At 55.1% G+C, this 15650-nt stretch carries 11 protein-coding genes; 10 read left to right on the top strand and 1 reads right to left on the bottom strand.

Annotated elements, in window-relative coordinates; translation table 11 throughout:
* The first annotated feature begins 22 nt into the window (after positions 1–22).
* The 10 genes from ABUK73_RS12840 to ABUK73_RS12795 all read left to right on the top strand — a co-directional run bounded on the left by ABUK73_RS12840 (position 23) and on the right by ABUK73_RS12795 (position 13407).
* Complete coding sequence (locus ABUK73_RS12840) at positions 23–1276, top strand: ABC transporter substrate-binding protein (protein ID WP_353577619.1); 1254 nt, start codon at positions 23–25, stop codon at positions 1274–1276.
* Between the two features lie 88 nt (positions 1277–1364).
* Entirely contained in the window at positions 1365–2264 is a 900-nt protein-coding gene (locus tag ABUK73_RS12835; protein WP_353577618.1) for a carbohydrate ABC transporter permease, read from the top strand.
* Positions 2261–3145, top strand: a complete 885-nt coding sequence (locus ABUK73_RS12830; RefSeq protein ID WP_454892365.1) for a carbohydrate ABC transporter permease — start codon at positions 2261–2263, stop codon at positions 3143–3145. The genes ABUK73_RS12835 and ABUK73_RS12830 overlap by 4 nt, the downstream gene beginning before the upstream one ends.
* Positions 3146–3180: 35 nt before the next feature.
* Complete coding sequence (locus tag ABUK73_RS12825) at positions 3181–4701, top strand: DUF5060 domain-containing protein (RefSeq protein WP_353577617.1); 1521 nt, start codon at positions 3181–3183, stop codon at positions 4699–4701.
* A 17-nt stretch (positions 4702–4718) separates the two neighbouring features.
* On the top strand, positions 4719–5786 hold the full coding sequence (locus ABUK73_RS12820) for an ABC transporter ATP-binding protein (RefSeq protein WP_353577616.1): 1068 nt from the start codon (positions 4719–4721) through the stop codon (positions 5784–5786).
* A 633-nt stretch (positions 5787–6419) separates the two neighbouring features.
* Positions 6420–8246: an ABC transporter ATP-binding protein gene (locus tag ABUK73_RS12815; protein ID WP_353577615.1), complete on the top strand. Its 1827-nt coding sequence runs from the start codon at positions 6420–6422 to the stop codon at positions 8244–8246.
* A gap of 41 nt (positions 8247–8287) precedes the next feature.
* Positions 8288–9820, top strand: coding sequence for an ABC transporter substrate-binding protein (locus ABUK73_RS12810; RefSeq protein WP_353577614.1), 1533 nt, complete (start codon positions 8288–8290; stop codon positions 9818–9820).
* Between the two features lie 63 nt (positions 9821–9883).
* Positions 9884–10807: an ABC transporter permease gene (locus tag ABUK73_RS12805; protein WP_353577613.1), complete on the top strand. Its 924-nt coding sequence runs from the start codon at positions 9884–9886 to the stop codon at positions 10805–10807.
* 5 nt (positions 10808–10812) lie between these two features.
* Positions 10813–11661, top strand: coding sequence for an ABC transporter permease (locus tag ABUK73_RS12800; protein ID WP_353577612.1), 849 nt, complete (start codon positions 10813–10815; stop codon positions 11659–11661).
* Positions 11662–11667: 6 nt separating this feature from the next.
* Positions 11668–13407 carry a M14 family metallopeptidase gene (locus ABUK73_RS12795; protein WP_353577611.1) on the top strand — a complete coding sequence of 580 codons (1740 nt, stop codon included), beginning with the start codon at positions 11668–11670 and terminating at the stop codon, positions 13405–13407.
* Positions 13408–13462: 55 nt separating this feature from the next.
* Here ABUK73_RS12795 and ABUK73_RS12790 read toward each other — a convergent pair whose 3' ends face one another.
* The gene (locus ABUK73_RS12790; protein WP_353577610.1) at positions 13463–15412 is read right to left on the bottom strand and encodes an AI-2E family transporter; all 1950 of its coding nucleotides are present in this window, start codon (positions 15410–15412) and stop codon (positions 13463–13465) included.
* Positions 15413–15650 lie beyond the last annotated feature (238 nt).

Below are 15650 nucleotides of genomic sequence, written 5' to 3'. Positions count from 1 at the left end.
TGTTTATTATGAGGAGGAAAAAATGCTGAAATTTTCGAATAAACTAAAGACTGTCAGTTTCGCAGCCCTTGCTGCTGCCACCATGGCCATCACGTCGGCCAAAGCAGAAGACCTGACCCTTTGGACGCTGAATTTCGACAACAACGCGGCCAATCTTGCGTTGAAAAAAGTCGCGACAGACTTCGAAGCTGCAAATCCAGGTACCAAGGTGCAGATCGTCCAGCGTGGCGTCGATGAACATAAAACGGCACTGCGCGTAGCAGCTGGTTCCAACCGTGGTCCTGACATCTACTTTAGCTGGGCGGGTCTGGGTCTGGGTGGCGAGTATGTCAAAGCGGGTCTGTCTCTGCCACTCGACAAATATTACACAGAATACAAATGGAATGACGAGCTTCTTCCAGCTGCGGCGGCCTTTGCTGATCTCTACCCGGGCGGAAAACACGGCGTGCCTTTTACCTTTAAGGGCGAAGCGGTCTATTACAGCAAGAAGCTTTTCGAACAGGCTGGGATCAAAGACGAACCAAAAACCTATGATGAACTTCTGGCTGCTGCGCAGAAATTGAAGGATGCGGGCTTCCCGGCGTTCACTTTCGGCGGAACGGTCAACTGGCATGTGATGCGTCTTATGGACGTCATTCTTGAAACCAAGTGTGGTGCAGAAAAGCACGATGCTCTGAAGTCGATGAAGCTCGACTGGTCCAAAGAGGCATGCGCAACGGATGCCTTTACCGAATTCTCCAAATGGACCAAGGACTACACACTCCAGCCTTTCATGGGTATCGACAACAAGCAGTCCTACAGCTTGTTTACGGCTGGACGCGCGGCCATGATGCTGGAAGGTGACTGGCTCGTAGGCCAGTTGCAGGGAACGGGCGTCAACCTTGACGACTACGGAATTTTCCCATTCCCGACCAACACCAATCGTCTCTACGGCTTTGCGGAATACAACTACATCAGCACCAAGAGCAAAAGCCCGGATACGGCGGCCAAGTTCCTGGATTACTTCCTGTCCACGAAAGTTCAGCAGGATTTGGTCGGCCAGATCAGCGCGATCTCGGTCAACAAGAACGTGACATACACCAATCAGAAGCCGCTCGAAGCCGAATGGCTCGAAATCTTCAAGACCTATGACAAGGTGTATATGAACGGTGACCAAGCGTTCCCTCTGGACGTGACGACCGAATATTTCCGCGTCATCAATGAAGTCGCTTCGGGCAACGTCCAGCCCGCAGACGCTGCCAAGCAACTCCAGACTTTCATCGCTGGAAGAACCTGATCCTCCCCGAGTGCGAGCCGACGAACGACCTGTCGGCTCGCGCGATCAATTAGGAGACCAGCAGCGGTAGCGCTGCCTGGAGGAGATTATGTCTTTTAAACAGTCTTCACACGACCCGCGCGCGCAAGCTTTCGTTATGCTCGTGCCAGCGCTGGCGATCTACGCCATCTTTGCTCTCTATCCGATGCTCGACGTCGTCATTTTGAGCTTTCAGAAGTGGAACGGGTTGGATCCAGAGCGTCAGTTCGTAGGGCTTGCCAATTATTCTGCGATCTTCACCCGAGATCCGGTTTTCTGGGGTGCGTTCCGAAATACCGTCATCTGGACACTGATGAGCCTGATCTTTCCGCCAATCGTGGGATTGCTGCTTGCGCTCAGTCTCAACCAGAAAATTTTCGGGCGGAACAGCCTTCGCGCCATTTTCTACCTCCCGGTCATTATCGCCCCAATCGCGGTCGCGACGATGTGGAAGTGGATGTACGATCCGTTCTTTGGCCTTTTCAATCAGTTATTGACAGACTGGGGTTTGCAGAGCTGGATCAAGGACTGGCTTGGGAACAGGGACATCGCGCTTTACTCGGTTTTCGTTGCCTATCTCTGGCAGACCGTCGGCTTTTCGATGGTCCTTTTCCTCGCGGGCTTGCAGAACGTCTCCCAAACCCTGGTTGAAGCCGCGCGCATCGACGGGGCGGGTCGCTGGGCCGTTTTCAAACACGTTACGCTTCCGGCGCTGCGCCCGACATTGACCATCGTGCTGGTACTTTCGATCATCTCGTCGCTGAAGGCTTTCGACATTGTCTATGGCTTGACCGGAGGCGGACCTGCGCAAAGCACGCAGATGCTGGCGCTCTGGGCCTTCACGCAGGCGATGCAGATTTTCGACTTCGGTCGTGGTGCGGCGATTTCGGTCGTGCTGCTTTTGATCACCATGACGATCGTCATTCCCTATCTGCGCTGGTCGCAGAAGAACGAGGAGCCGGAATCGTGACCGTAATTCAGACTAAAGCTCTCGCCTCCGAAGATGATGTTGCACCGTCCGCATCTCAACGAGACCCGATCCTGATCGGGTTGTGGATCGCTCTCCTGCTTGTCGCATTGATCTGGGTGGCACCTTTTGTCTTCATCGTGTTCACATCTTTGAAGACGCCTGCGGCTGTTACCAGCACGGGCGCATTCATGCCGCCCACGCAACTGGCCTGGGACAATTATTCGGGTGCCTGGAGCCGAGGAAACTTCGCCAATTCCTTCTTCAACAGCGTGATCATCACCATTGTGAAGGTCCCGCTGGGACTGGCATTGTCTGCCATGGCAGCCTACGCGCTTGCCAAGATCAGGCTGAAAATCGGCAAGGTGCTGCTTCTGCTTGTCGTGTTTGGCACGATGATACCGTTTCAGGTGATGCTTGCGCCACTGTTCACGTTGGTGAATTCCTTTGGCCTCATCGACACCTATCCCGGTGTGATATTGCCATACATCGCATTTGGCGTTCCCTATCAGGTCTTCATCCTGCACGGCTTTTTCAAAGGCATCCCGAAGGAGCTGTCCGAGGCTGCCCTGATTGACGGCGCCACGCATTTTACGATCTTCCGGCGCATTTTCCTTCCTGTGTGCCTGCCAGTACTCGCAGCTCTGTTCATTCTGGACTTCGTCTCCACCTGGAACGAGTTCGCTATGGCGCTGGTGCTCCTTCAGGACCAGAATATGTGGACGTTGCCGCTCGGCCTGATGTCCTTTCAAGGGCAGTTTTCCAGCAACTACGGTCAGCTCAATGCGGCAATCGTTATGACCGTGCTGCCCGCCACGCTCGTCTATCTTATTTTCCAGCGCTACTTCGTATCGGGTTTGACATCCGGTGCCGTGAAGGGCTGAGGCCCATGCAAATCATTCTTTCAGGAGAACACAAGATGTCTGACGCAAATGTCGAAAAGTGGGGTGTATTCGAGGCATCCTTTGAAGGGCCATCGAATGGAAATCCCTTTGTCGATGTCTCCTTCGATGCCGTCTTCACGCACAAGAACAGACAGGTCCGCGTTCCGGGCTTCTACGATGGAAACGGCACATATCGGGTGCGCTTCATGCCTGACACCGAAGGTGAGTGGACCTTCGCAACCAACTCGCAAACGCCGGAACTCTCCGGAAAAAGCGGCGGCTTCACAGTCACTGCCGCGTCGGTAAACAATCATGGTCCGGTCCGCGTGCGGAACAAGTTCCACTTCGCTTATGCCGATGGCACTCCGTTCTTTTCGTTCGGCACGACCTGCTATGCCTGGACGCACCAGCCGCTCGACATGCAGCAGCAGACCTTGGACACGCTTGAAAAGACACGGTTCAACAAGATCCGCATGGGCGTTTTTCCAAAAGACTATCCATACAACGTCAACGAACCGCTGCATGACTGCTTCGACAAAAAAGCCGACGGCACCTATGACTTCGATAAGCCGAATGTCGCGCTGTTCCAACATTTCGAAAAGCAGGTCGCAGCTCTTTGTGAGCGTGGTATCGAAGCCGATATCATCATATTCCACCCTTACGACCGGTGGGGATATGCCGATATGCCAGCCGAGCAGGATTACCGCTATGTGGCGTATCTGGCGGCGCGCCTTGCCGCCTATCGAAACGTCTGGTGGTCGCTTGCCAACGAATATGATTTCCTTCTCGACACCAAGCCGATGGCGCAATGGGATCGTTACTTCCACATTCTGGAAGAGAACGACCCCTACCAACATCTTCGCTCGATCCACAATGGCAATGTGACCGCGAATTACGATCACCGTAAGCCTTGGGTCACACACACCTGCATCCAGAACCCAGATGTCAAACTAACCCAGGAATGGCGCGATACCTATGGCAAGCCGGTCGTCAATGATGAGCCGGAATATGAGGGTGATATCCTCGAATCCTGGGGCAATCTGACCGCGCAGGAACTCGTGCACAGATACTGGATCACCATGGCCCGTGGTGGTTATGCAGGTCACGGCGAGACCTACTCCCACCCTGATGACCTCATCTGGTGGGCCAAGGGTGGTCAGTTGCATGGCGAGGCGTGGAAGCGCATTGGCTTCCTGAGGGATTTGCTGGAAGCGGATGTGAAGAACGGACTTAATCCGCTTGGTCCTGTCACCCAGTGGCCGTGGTCGCGCGTTTCAGGTGCCCGCGATGGTGATGGAGATTTCCGGCTCATCTATTTCGGTGAGCATCAGCCCGTGATCTGGTCATCTGGCTTGCCGATGGACAGCGACGATTATGAGGTTGATCTGATCGATACCTGGGAGATGACGATCACGCCTGCGAAAAAGGTTCAGGCCCCCATCACCCATCCGGTGCGGCATGGCGCCGTTGTGCGTGGCGGAAAGCCAGATGCCGCTTTCGGCGTCGAAATCCCGCGCAAGCCTTATCAGGCACTGCGCATTCGCAAGACGCGATAGAGAACGGGAGGGCAGATATGTCTAGCTTGAGCATAAGCAACGTCAAGAAATCCTTCGGTGCCGTCAACATCATCCACGGCGTGGATGTCGAAATAGCCGATGGCGAATTCGTTATCCTGGTCGGACCATCAGGATGTGGCAAGTCGACTTTGCTGCGTATGATTGCTGGGCTGGAGGATATTTCCGGCGGGCAGATCAGCATTGACGGCAAAGTCGTCAACAACCTTCAGCCGAAGGACCGCGACATCGCAATGGTCTTTCAAAACTACGCGCTCTATCCACAAATGACCGTAGCCCAGAATATGGGTTTCGCACTCGAACTGGCTGGTGTGAAAAAGCCGGACATCGAGAAAAAAGTCAGTGAGGCAGCGGCGATCCTTGGGCTTGAGCCGCTTTTGCAACGCAAACCCGGCCAGTTGTCGGGTGGCCAGCGCCAGCGTGTGGCGATGGGACGTGCAATCGTGCGCGATCCAAAAGTCTTCCTTTTTGACGAACCTCTGTCCAACCTGGATGCAAAATTGCGCGTCAAAATGCGTGCGGAAATCAAGGCGTTGCATCAACGCCTGAAGACCACAATCGTTTACGTCACCCACGATCAGATCGAAGCGATGACCATGGCCGACAAGATCGTCGTGCTGCAAGGCGGGCGGGTAGAGCAGATCGGAACGCCGCTTGAACTTTACGACCGTCCAAAGAACATTTTCGTTGCTGGCTTTCTCGGATCGCCCGCTATGAACTTCCTCGAAGGCACGTTGAAAGACGGCGACGTCATGGCGCTCAAGGGCGGCTCGCAGGTCGAATTGTCCAAAACACCTCGAGAGAAGGTTGGGTCATCGATCATGCTTGGCATTCGACCCGAAGACATTTCGATGGGCGCGGAGCAGGGAGGGCTCAAGGCCGTCGTCAAACTCATTGAACCAACAGGGTCTGAAACGCATGTCCTGGTAGAAGTCGATGGACAAGAATTGACCTGGATTGTTCGAGACCGGGTAAGCCTCGAGCCGGGCCAGTCCGTGAACTTGTCGTTTAAAACGAAAAACGTCCATTTCTTTGACTTGACGACGCAGCAGCGGCTTGACGTTTAGATCGGCATTGATCTTTCACGACACTTGATCACTTGATCACTTGATCACTTGATCACTTGATCACTTGATCACTTGATCATCGGCGTTGAATGCTCCGGTTTCTGGGTGACGCTAGCTGTCGCTAACGTCCAGCGCCGAATACAGCATTAACGCCGCTGATCGGTGCGACATCGCGGAGTGGTGAGCCCACGATGGATGTTTATAACGTCTACTTGCGTTAGCGTGCAGCCGTCATAGCCAAATTATTGCGTGTCGGCCGCACGGCGCTTCCATCTTCATAGACAGCCAATCGCTTTTTTATCGCGTCGCGCTTCAGTCATGAAGTGCTAACGGGCGTGTAGCGTCTCCACGCGACACCTGAATAACCACATAATCTCATTGCAATTTGCTCTGTGCGGAAAACGGCACTGTGCACGCAAGCTGCTCAAATGCTTACTTGTTAGGCAATGATAGAATATTGTTCAACAGTATAGACATGATTGTCCTACTTTGGTAGCGTCTTAATTAGCAAGTCAGTTCCTGTTTTCGTGGGTCGGGTGGTGAATGCGGGCTTGGTTTTAGTCTCGTGTTTTCATCCTCAGCGACGGGCACGGAATTGAATCAGACCGCGCAAGCGCCGCCGGAGACGCAGACATGACGAACGCAATGGACAAACTCACGCCGCTCCTTTCGGTTGAAGGGTTGAGTGTCGAGTTTGGCGCCAGTCGCGTTGTCGATGATCTTTCCTTTTCGGTTGCTGCTGGGAAGACCGTGGCTATCGTCGGGGAGTCTGGTTCAGGAAAGTCGATCACTTCGCTTTCGACCATGCGTCTGGCGGACATGATGGGCGCGAAATTTCCGACCGGACGGATCATGTTCGGTGAGAAGAACCTGCTTCAGGTTTCGCAGAAAGACATGCGCTCCATCAGGGGCAAAGACATCGCCATGATCTTTCAGGAGCCGATGACCTCGCTCAATCCGGTTTTCACCGTCGGTGATCAGATTTGCGAAGTCCTGATGCTTCACGAGAAAATGGGTAAGGCAGCGGCATCTGCGGAGGCGCGCAGGCTTCTTGACATGGTGCGCTTGCCGGATGCGGCAGCGCTTCTGGATCGGTACCCTCACCAATTGTCCGGTGGTATGCGCCAGCGTGTGATGATCGCCATGGCGCTCGCCTGCCGTCCCAAACTCTTGATCGCGGATGAGCCGACGACCGCGCTCGATGTTACCATTCAGGCGCAAATCCTCAACATCATGCGCGACCTGCAAAAAGACCTTGGCATGGGCATGATCTTCATTACCCACGACATGGGCGTCGTTGCCGAAATGGCAGATGATGTCGTTGTTATGTGGAAGGGCAAGAAGGTGGAGGAAGGCCCTGTCGGCCAGATATTCGCCAACCCGCAACACCCCTATACCCGCATGCTTCTCTCAGCCGTGCCACGTCTTGGCAGCATGACGGGCGAAGACTTTCCCAAGCGTACGCCGCTGACGGTCCTGGAAGATGGCAAGCCGAAAATCATCGGAGATGAGCGGGTCCAGGACACGGCAAGATACGATGAAAAGCCGCTTCTATCGGTTAAGGATTTGCTGGTTCGGTTCGATGTGAAAAAGAACCTGTTTGGCAAGGCGACCCACCGTCTTAGTGCCGTCCAGAATGTTAGTTTCGACATTCATCCGGGGGAGACATTGGCACTGGTTGGTGAATCCGGTTCCGGCAAATCGACCATCGGTCGCACGATCCAGCAGCTTCAGTCATCTATTGGTGGCGAGATCGAATTTGGAGGACGCAGCTACGCGTCCATGTCTGCGGCTGAACGTTTTCGCATGCGTCAGGAAGTGCAGTATATCTTTCAAGATCCATTTGCCTCGCTCGACCCGCGCAAGACCGTTGGATTTTCGATTGCCGAGCCCATCAACACGCACGGCCTGATCTCGGGCAGCAAGGCCGTTCGTCGCCGGGTGGATGAGTTGCTGGAGCGCGTTGGCTTGAGCTCCGCCGTGGCCGAGCGCTACCCGCACGAGTTCTCGGGCGGCCAACGCCAGCGTGTCTGCATTGCGCGCGCATTGGCATCCGATCCGAAGCTGATCATTGCCGACGAAGCGCTGTCGGCGCTCGACGTGTCCATTCAGGCGCAGATCATTAATCTCTTCATGGATTTGCAGGCCGAACGTGGTCTGGCCTATCTGTTCATCAGCCACGACATGGCGGTCGTTGAAAAGATCAGCCATCGCGTTGCGGTGCTCTATCTCGGCCAGATCATGGAGCTGGGCAGCCGTCGTCAGGTCTTTGAGACGCCGATGCATGATTACACACGCCGCCTGCTGTCCGCAGTCCCGGTCGCAGACCCCGCAGCTATCAGGCAGACGGCAATGATCGAAGGTGAAATCCCAAATCCTGTTCGCCGCGTTGGCGATGAGCCCGCCATTCTCGTTTACGAGGAAATCAATCCAGGCCACTTCGTTGCAAGAAGCGCCTGAAAAACCGCGAAAAATCGCATCTATCTGAGAGGAACAGATCAATGACCAAAACAAATAGGGGACTGACGGCCTTTGTGGCGCTTGCCCTGTCAAGCGTGGCTTTTGCTGCCGCTCCCGCGCTTGCAGCCGGAAAAATGACGATTTCCACGCCACAGGATCCGGGCAGCTGGGACCCTATCGATACGTTTCTGGTTCAGTGGGCTGCCGTTGCAACCAACATCTTTGATGGCCTGACCTATCGCGGCCCGGATCTGAAACTCGTACCGGGTCTTGCTGAATCCTGGGAAGAGCTGGATGAAGGCAAGCGCATCCGCTTCAAGTTGCGCCAGAACGTCAAGTTCCACAACGGCGAGCCATTCAACGCCGAAGCCGTCAAGTTCACCTTTGATCGCCTGTTGGGCGAACAGGGCGCGAAGGGGCCGCAGCGTTCCAACTATACGGCCATCGAAAGCGTCGAGATCATCGACGAAAACACCGTGGACATGAAGCTGAAGGCTCCCGACCCGGTTCTTTTGACCAAGCTTGCTGGCTACGGCGCCATGATCGTGCCGCCGAAGTACATTCAGGAAAAGGGTGAGGACAACTTCAACACCAATCCGGTCGGTACGGGTGCGTTTAAATTCGTGTCCTATGCGCCGAAGGTGAACATCAAGCTCGAAGCCAACCCGGATTATTGGGGCGGCGCACCGAAGCTTTCTGAGCTCGACTACCGCTTCATCTCCGAACCCGCGACAGCCGTTGCCGAGCTTCAGGCTGGCCGCGTCGATCTCGTCATTCCACCGACTATCCCAATTGGCATGCTGCCGGTTATTCAGGCTGACTCCAATCTGGAGATTGTCAGCGTTCCCGGCCCAACGGTCGATGCCCTGCGCTTCAACACGCGTGATGGCATTACCAAGGACCCCAAGGTTCGCAAGGCGATCATCATGGCGGTTGATCGCGCCACCATCGTCAAGTCGATCCTGGCAGGACAGGGCTCCGAGATCGCAAGCTTCCAGGGCGCGCTGTCCTTCGGCTACGATCCGGAACTGAAGCCGCTGCCTTACGATCCTGAAGGTGCAAAAAAGCTTCTGGCAGAGGCTGGCGTCAAGCCGGGTTCGACAGTTCAGATCGATATTCGTGGCAATGACGCGACGATGAACGAGGTCACTCAGGTTATCGCCAGCTATCTCCAGATGGTCGGTATCACTGCGACCATCAAGCCATATGAAACCAACGTTCTGCTGAACGACATCATTCCGCAGGGCAAGACCGGGGCCATGTTCCAGCAGAAGTGGGGCGGTTGGACCTTCGATTACGATAACACCGCCTATTCCATGTACCACTCCGGTGAAAAGTGGAATCCTTATGAAAAGGACGCTGAACTGGACAAGCTGCTGGAATCCCAGCGCCCGCTGACGGACCGCGCGGAGCGTGAGCGCATCCTGAAGGAAATCGGCAAAGCGACTGCGGAAAAGGCTCTTGAGCTGCCGCTTTACAATACCAATGCGATTTACGGCGTCAGCAAAAAGGTCAAGGGCTTCGTCGCACCGCCGGATAATCGCCTGAAACTGACCGACGTCACCGTCGAGTAATAATGAATGTTTGACGCCGCTCCCTTTGGGCGGCGTCACCATCCCCTTTGCAAGGAAAAGAACGTGGCCGGTTTCCTCATCAAGCGATTGTTGCAGGCGTTTTTCGTCGTCATCGCCATCACGCTGCTCGTCTCATTCGCCATCCGCCTGACCGGCGACCCCGCCGTGACCATGTTTCAGGGCGGCGGCAGTATGACGGAAGAAGATTTGATGCGCATTCGCGTTGCGCTTGGCACGGATCAGCCGTTCTTCGTGCAGTATCTGAACTTCCTCAAAGGCCTCGTTACATTCGATCTGGGCAAAAGCTTCGTCGGCGGCACGCCCGTTTCGCGACTGATCGCTGATGCGCTGCCGGCAACATTGATGCTGGCTTTCATCTCCATGGTCGTTTCGATTGCCCTGTCCATCCCGCTCGGCATCAAAGCCGCGACGTCGAAAGGCAAGGGTGTCGATCAGGCGATCCGCATTTTCTCGCTGCTCGGCCTGTCCTTCCCGAATTTCTGGCTCGCGCTGATGCTGGTCCTGCTGTTTTCGATCACGCTTGGTTGGCTGCCGCCCAGTGGTATGGGTGGCGCTGTCAGCTACATCATGCCCGCATTGACCATGGGCGTCATCCTCACTGCCACCAATGTGCGCCTAGTCCGCACTGCAATGCTCGATACGCTGCAATCGCAATACATCATGGTTGCGCGCGCCAAGGGCTTGAGCGAAAGCAAGGTTCTCTACAAACACGCGCTGCGCAATTGCGCCATTCCGCTGATCACCTATTTCGGCCTGCAGTTTGGTGGATTGCTGGGTGGCATCGTGGTTATCGAGCGGGTGTTCAATTGGCCGGGAATGGGCTCGCTGGCCTTCGACGCGGTTGGCGCGCGCGATTATCCCGTGTTGCAGGCCGTCATTACCGTGCTGTCGCTGATGATCGTCGGCATCAATCTTCTGGTCGATATCGCCTATGGGCTGGTCGATCCCCGTATCCGCACGGAGTAACCGACATGGCCACCAAAACCTCCCGCCTTTCGCGGTTCTACAGCCTTGAATTCGTGCTGGGTGCGACCTTGACCGTCGTCATCTGCGCTGCCGTGCTTCTGTCGGACGTGCTGTTTCCCGGCGGTGCCGACAAGATCGATCTGATGGCGCGGTTGGCAAAACCGTTTGCTAGCGCGGCACACCCATTCGGTACTGATCCATTGGGGCGTGACGTTCTGGCGCGTGTAGTCGCGGGCGGCAAGATTTCGCTGCTGGTGGGTTTCACCTCCGTCATCGGTGCCGTTGTTTTTGGCGTGCTGATGGGCCTGATTGCAGGCTACTATCGCGGCTTCTGGGACATGGTCGTCATGCGCTTTGCCGATATCCAGCTCGCGATGCCCTTCATTCTTTTGGCTATCACCTTCATTGCCATTGCCGGCGGCAGCCTGACCAACACCATCATTTTGCTGATCGTTTCGCAGTGGGTGCAATATGCCCGCCTTGTGCGCGGCTCGGTTCTGACGTTGCGTGAGCGGGAATTCATCCTGTCTGCACGCGCTATCGGCGTTAAAGACTGGCGCATCATTTTCCAGCATCTGCTGCCAAACCTCGTCGGCCCGGTCATTGTCCTGATGACGCTGAACGTCGCGAACAACATCCTCCTGGAAAGCAGTCTCACATTCCTAGGCATGGGCGTCGATCCAACTATCCCGAGCTGGGGCGGCATGCTGGCGGATGGCCGCACCTATCTGCAAATCGCGTGGTGGGTTAGCGTTTTCCCAGGTCTGGCGATCCTTTTGACTGTGCTTGGCCTCAATCTTCTCGGCGATTGGCTGCGCGACAGCCTCGACCCGACCGGCAGAACTTCAAGGTAAAATGTAATGACAGAGATTTTCAGCCATACGTTTGAGCGCACACTTGATGTTTTGGTCGAACAAGCGCTTCCCGGTCAGTCTCTGGAGGCGTGGACGTTCGATGATGTGAAGAGCAGGCGTGATGCCGAGCGTCGCCTTGCCGAAAAAGGTGTCACGGCCCGTATCCGTAGCGCCTACAAGCCCTTGCTCCACAGCTTTCTCGAAGAGATTGATCTGGCAGAGGTCAAGAACATTCAGATTGCATACCCCGTTTACCCCGACGCACCCGCAAATCGATTCCGGCTTGAGGCTTATCCGTTGGCAGCTTTGGTCGGGAACGCCAAAATTGAGTTCGTGCCGCGTGAAGACGGCGAATTTGTTTATGACGTGGTCCTGACGCGCGAAACGGGAAAGGAAACGCTGAAGGTGCTGGCGCCCAATCGCGTCCATGTGGATATCGTTGGAGAAACCAATGTCTCGCCAACCGGCTGGCTGTGCCGCGGGGAGCATGATGAGCGGCTTGAAACGGACTATGAGCGTCTGTTCGAAAGCGCGATTCACGCGGTCGCAAAGTATGATTGGGGAAGCGATGAGCCCTATTTCGATGAACTCAACATTCACGTCCATTACCCATCCGAGGATCTACCTCTTGCCATCGGCGACGAAGTGGTCAGCCTGCGAGAAGCCCTGCATGAGGATTTCTACTTCTCGCTTCTCGAATTCTTCCAGAAAAAATCCGGTCGCCCACTGGGTGATCGCGGCCTGAAACCGGGCCAGATCGTCCCTGAGGTTATCAAAAGCGGTGCGGAAGTTTCCGTGCGGGTCGAAACCCGGACATTGGGCACTGCGTTTTTAGAGAGCGCGGAACAGGCAATCGAAACTGCCGAAGCGCCGCTCTCCACAGATCAGATTGCAAATCTGCTGACCGAGATAGGTGGCGAAGAGTTCACTGCTCGCGCCAGATCAGGCCGGCAAGTGACGGCACGCTATGTCCGCGGAAGCGACGCTGCCGTCATGATCAGCGGTGGGCAGCATCCGAACGAAACGACAGGCATTGTCGGCGCCCTGCGTGCTGCGAGCGAACTACAAACGAAAGCCGGTGCCCATTTCACGATTTCGCCGCTCGAAAACCCGGATGGCTACGCTATCCACCAACGTCTTCGCGTCGATAATCCGCGCCATATGCATCATGCCGCGCGTTATACGGCATTGGGTGATGACCTAGAATATCGAACACTCGAAAATTCAGGTGCCCATCTGAATGAAAAGGAAATCCGCTTCAAAGCGCAGGACTTAAGCGGCGCCACCCTGCACGTGAATCTGCACGGCTACCCCTCGCACGAATGGACCCGCCCGCTGTCGGGTTACGTCCCGCGTAACTTCGCAATGTGGACCTTGCCGAAAGGCTTCTTCCTCGTCGTGCGCCATCATGCCGGTTGGACGGAACAGGCCGAGGCATTGCTCGATAAGGTCACCCGCCATCTCGGCACCATCCCGGGCCTGCTCGACTACAATGATCGCCAGATAGCGCTTTACGAAATCCACGCGGGCGAAACCGGCTTCCGCATCATCAACGGTTTTCCATGCCTGTCATCGATAGATGACCGTCACACCGTTCCCATGACGCTGATCACGGAATGTCCAGACGAAACGATCTACGGCGACGGCTTCATCGCTGGCCACACAGCACAGATGCAGACGGTGGTGTCTGCATATAAGGCTTGGCAGGAGATTATGGCAGGCTCTCGAGAGCTATCAGGCGTTTAGACCTATCGAAGTCTACCTTGACTTCGGTACCATTTGTCTGGCGAAACAGGTTAGACTAAGCCGCCACAATCGGTTTTGTCGGCCCCACTCTCGGGCGGCTGACCTTTCGTACAACAGTCACAAGTTTCGTTGGTGCTGTTTGCGTTAGCGCCAGTTTTGTGGCCTCACTCAGCGACATCGCCACAAAGTCAGCGCCGATTTCGTCGGCCGTGATTTGGGCGTAGCTCTGGCCATTCGCCATTGGCATGAGTATGCCGACCCGCATCAGGGCGTTCAGTCGTTTCAGGCGACGAACGATCTGGCGCGCATGGGATTTGGAATTGCCGTTGAGGAATGAGACCACGACGGTGTCGATATTTTCAATGTTCGATTCGAGTGACCTTCTTTCGCTCAGAATCGCATGGCTCGCGACTACGACTTTGGCACCTTGAACCTCAATAACCTGCGATAACATCGTGGATGCTGCGTCATCTATCGCTCCGCGACCACCGATACATAGAACTGACTGGCCTTGTCCGTCAGGCAAATCTGCTTCATCGGGCAGTGTCGATGGTGTTGCGCTCACAGCTTCGTCGTCTTCATTCTCCTCTTCGTCGGCGATATCAGAAAGATTATCGACGAGTGTCATAGAGCTTGAAGAAAACAATTCGATCTGTGGCTCCGACATGACACCGCGCTGCCGATCCATCTCGCCGAGAAGAAGGGCCGCAAGGCCGACCTTATCGTAATAATCGACGAGATATTCCTGCTTGAGATACTCCTCTGCAGTGTCCGTGGCCTCGTTTGGATCGCCAGCCAGAAGCCTTTGATAGAGTTTTTCATGAAGCTCAAGGACAGGTTCGTTTCCGAGCAGAACATCAAGAAATCCGAATTGAGGCACATAGCGACCGAGAACCACGAGGCAGACGGTGAGTGGTGTCGACAGCATCAATCCAAGTGGTCCCCACAGCCAAGACCAGAAAATGGCCGAAACAATGATTGCTAAGGGAGACAATCCCGTGTGCGAACCATAAAGCCAAGGCTCGATCACGTTGTTGCTCACAAGCTCCGTCGTCAAGAACAACGCTGCAACCCAGGCAACCAGCGACCAGCCGGGTGCTATTGCCAAAGCTAGAAACAGTGGAAGAACCATGCCGATGACCGGGCCGATGTAAGGCACAAACCTCAGGACGAGCGTCAGCAGTCCCCAAAGAATAGCGTTGGGAATTCCGAGAATCCACAAGCCAAGTGTGATGGGCAAAGCGTAAAGCGCATTCACGACCAGTTGCATGAGCAGGTATTTGCCTACTCGTTTTCCAGCGTCTTGCAGCGCTGCTGTCGTTCGATGCAGATCGCTCAAGCCAACAAGACGGATGAACCTGTCACGCAGGTCTTCGCGCTCCAAGAGCATGAAAATGACCAGCACGATAACAAGGCCTGCGGTTGCGAACGGACTGATCAGCGGAAGGATAAGATTGCCGAGGGTCTGCAACGGGTTGGTGCGTGAGACGATTTCAACCGGCATCGGCTCCCGCGTTGTCGCTTCGGGTGCTGAAGCGTCTTGGCTTTCAACGGCCCGCACCTGTATTTCGGCTCCAACTTTTTCAACCACCTTGCTCAGATGATCCAGCACTCCATTTCCGGAGCCCGCCTGAGCGAGCAGTTGGACCTTGCTCACAATGTTGCGCTGATATGTGGGAATGTTTTCGGCAAGGTTTGCTACCTGAGTAGCGACGACGAAACTGAAAAGAGCGATCGCGCAGAAAGCCGACAAGACAGCAAGAATGACCGCCAGAATTTTAGGGATCGACCGCTTGCGCAGGAATGACACGATGGGTGCAAGGGTAAAAGAGAGAAGCAACGACAGGGCTAGAGGGACAAAAATCTCCTGTCCAACCCGCAGCAAAAACGCCACTCCAATCAAGATAAGGATGGTTTTACCGGACAACGCGGTGCTCGGAATAGCGTCAGCTTTGTAATCAACCGCCGCTGATCGTACCGGGACTATTGTCTTCGGAAATTCCATTGTCTTTCCCTGCAATTAATCCTCGTTCACAACGCGGACCAAGGCGACAAAGGGCACCCGCAGATGTGCGATAGCTTTGGCGAGAAGGTCTTAAGTGCGTGAGGCGCAATCAGCGTGAATGCTGCATGCGAAACGATAAACGTGCGTCTTTGAATACAGTTCCTTTATATATTCGCGAAGGCATATAGACGCCGGCAGTAATGAGATACACTAACATGGCAGCACTTCGTAAATTGCC

This window comes from Agrobacterium vacciniicorymbosi (assembly GCF_040427045.1).
Classification (GTDB): domain Bacteria; phylum Pseudomonadota; class Alphaproteobacteria; order Rhizobiales; family Rhizobiaceae; genus Agrobacterium.
The sequence above is the reverse complement of the archived record's forward strand: the minus strand, read 5'-3'. Positions and strand labels throughout refer to the sequence as shown.

Bases quoted from the DNA above. Each gene is read 5' to 3' on its own strand.
- ABUK73_RS12840 (WP_353577619.1), top strand. From the start codon at position 23: ATGCTGAAATTTTCGAATAAACTAAAGACTGTCAGTTTCGCAGCCCTT.
- ABUK73_RS12815 (WP_353577615.1), top strand. From the start codon at position 6,420: ATGACGAACGCAATGGACAAACTCACGCCGCTCCTTTCGGTTGAAGGG.
- ABUK73_RS12790 (WP_353577610.1), bottom strand. From the start codon at position 15,412: ATGGAATTTCCGAAGACAATAGTCCCGGTACGATCAGCGGCGGTTGAT.
- ABUK73_RS12810 (WP_353577614.1), top strand. From the start codon at position 8,288: ATGACCAAAACAAATAGGGGACTGACGGCCTTTGTGGCGCTTGCCCTG.
- ABUK73_RS12825 (WP_353577617.1), top strand. From the start codon at position 3,181: ATGTCTGACGCAAATGTCGAAAAGTGGGGTGTATTCGAGGCATCCTTT.
- ABUK73_RS12800 (WP_353577612.1), top strand. From the start codon at position 10,813: ATGGCCACCAAAACCTCCCGCCTTTCGCGGTTCTACAGCCTTGAATTC.
- ABUK73_RS12835 (WP_353577618.1), top strand. From the start codon at position 1,365: ATGTCTTTTAAACAGTCTTCACACGACCCGCGCGCGCAAGCTTTCGTT.
- ABUK73_RS12820 (WP_353577616.1), top strand. From the start codon at position 4,719: ATGTCTAGCTTGAGCATAAGCAACGTCAAGAAATCCTTCGGTGCCGTC.
- ABUK73_RS12795 (WP_353577611.1), top strand. From the start codon at position 11,668: ATGACAGAGATTTTCAGCCATACGTTTGAGCGCACACTTGATGTTTTG.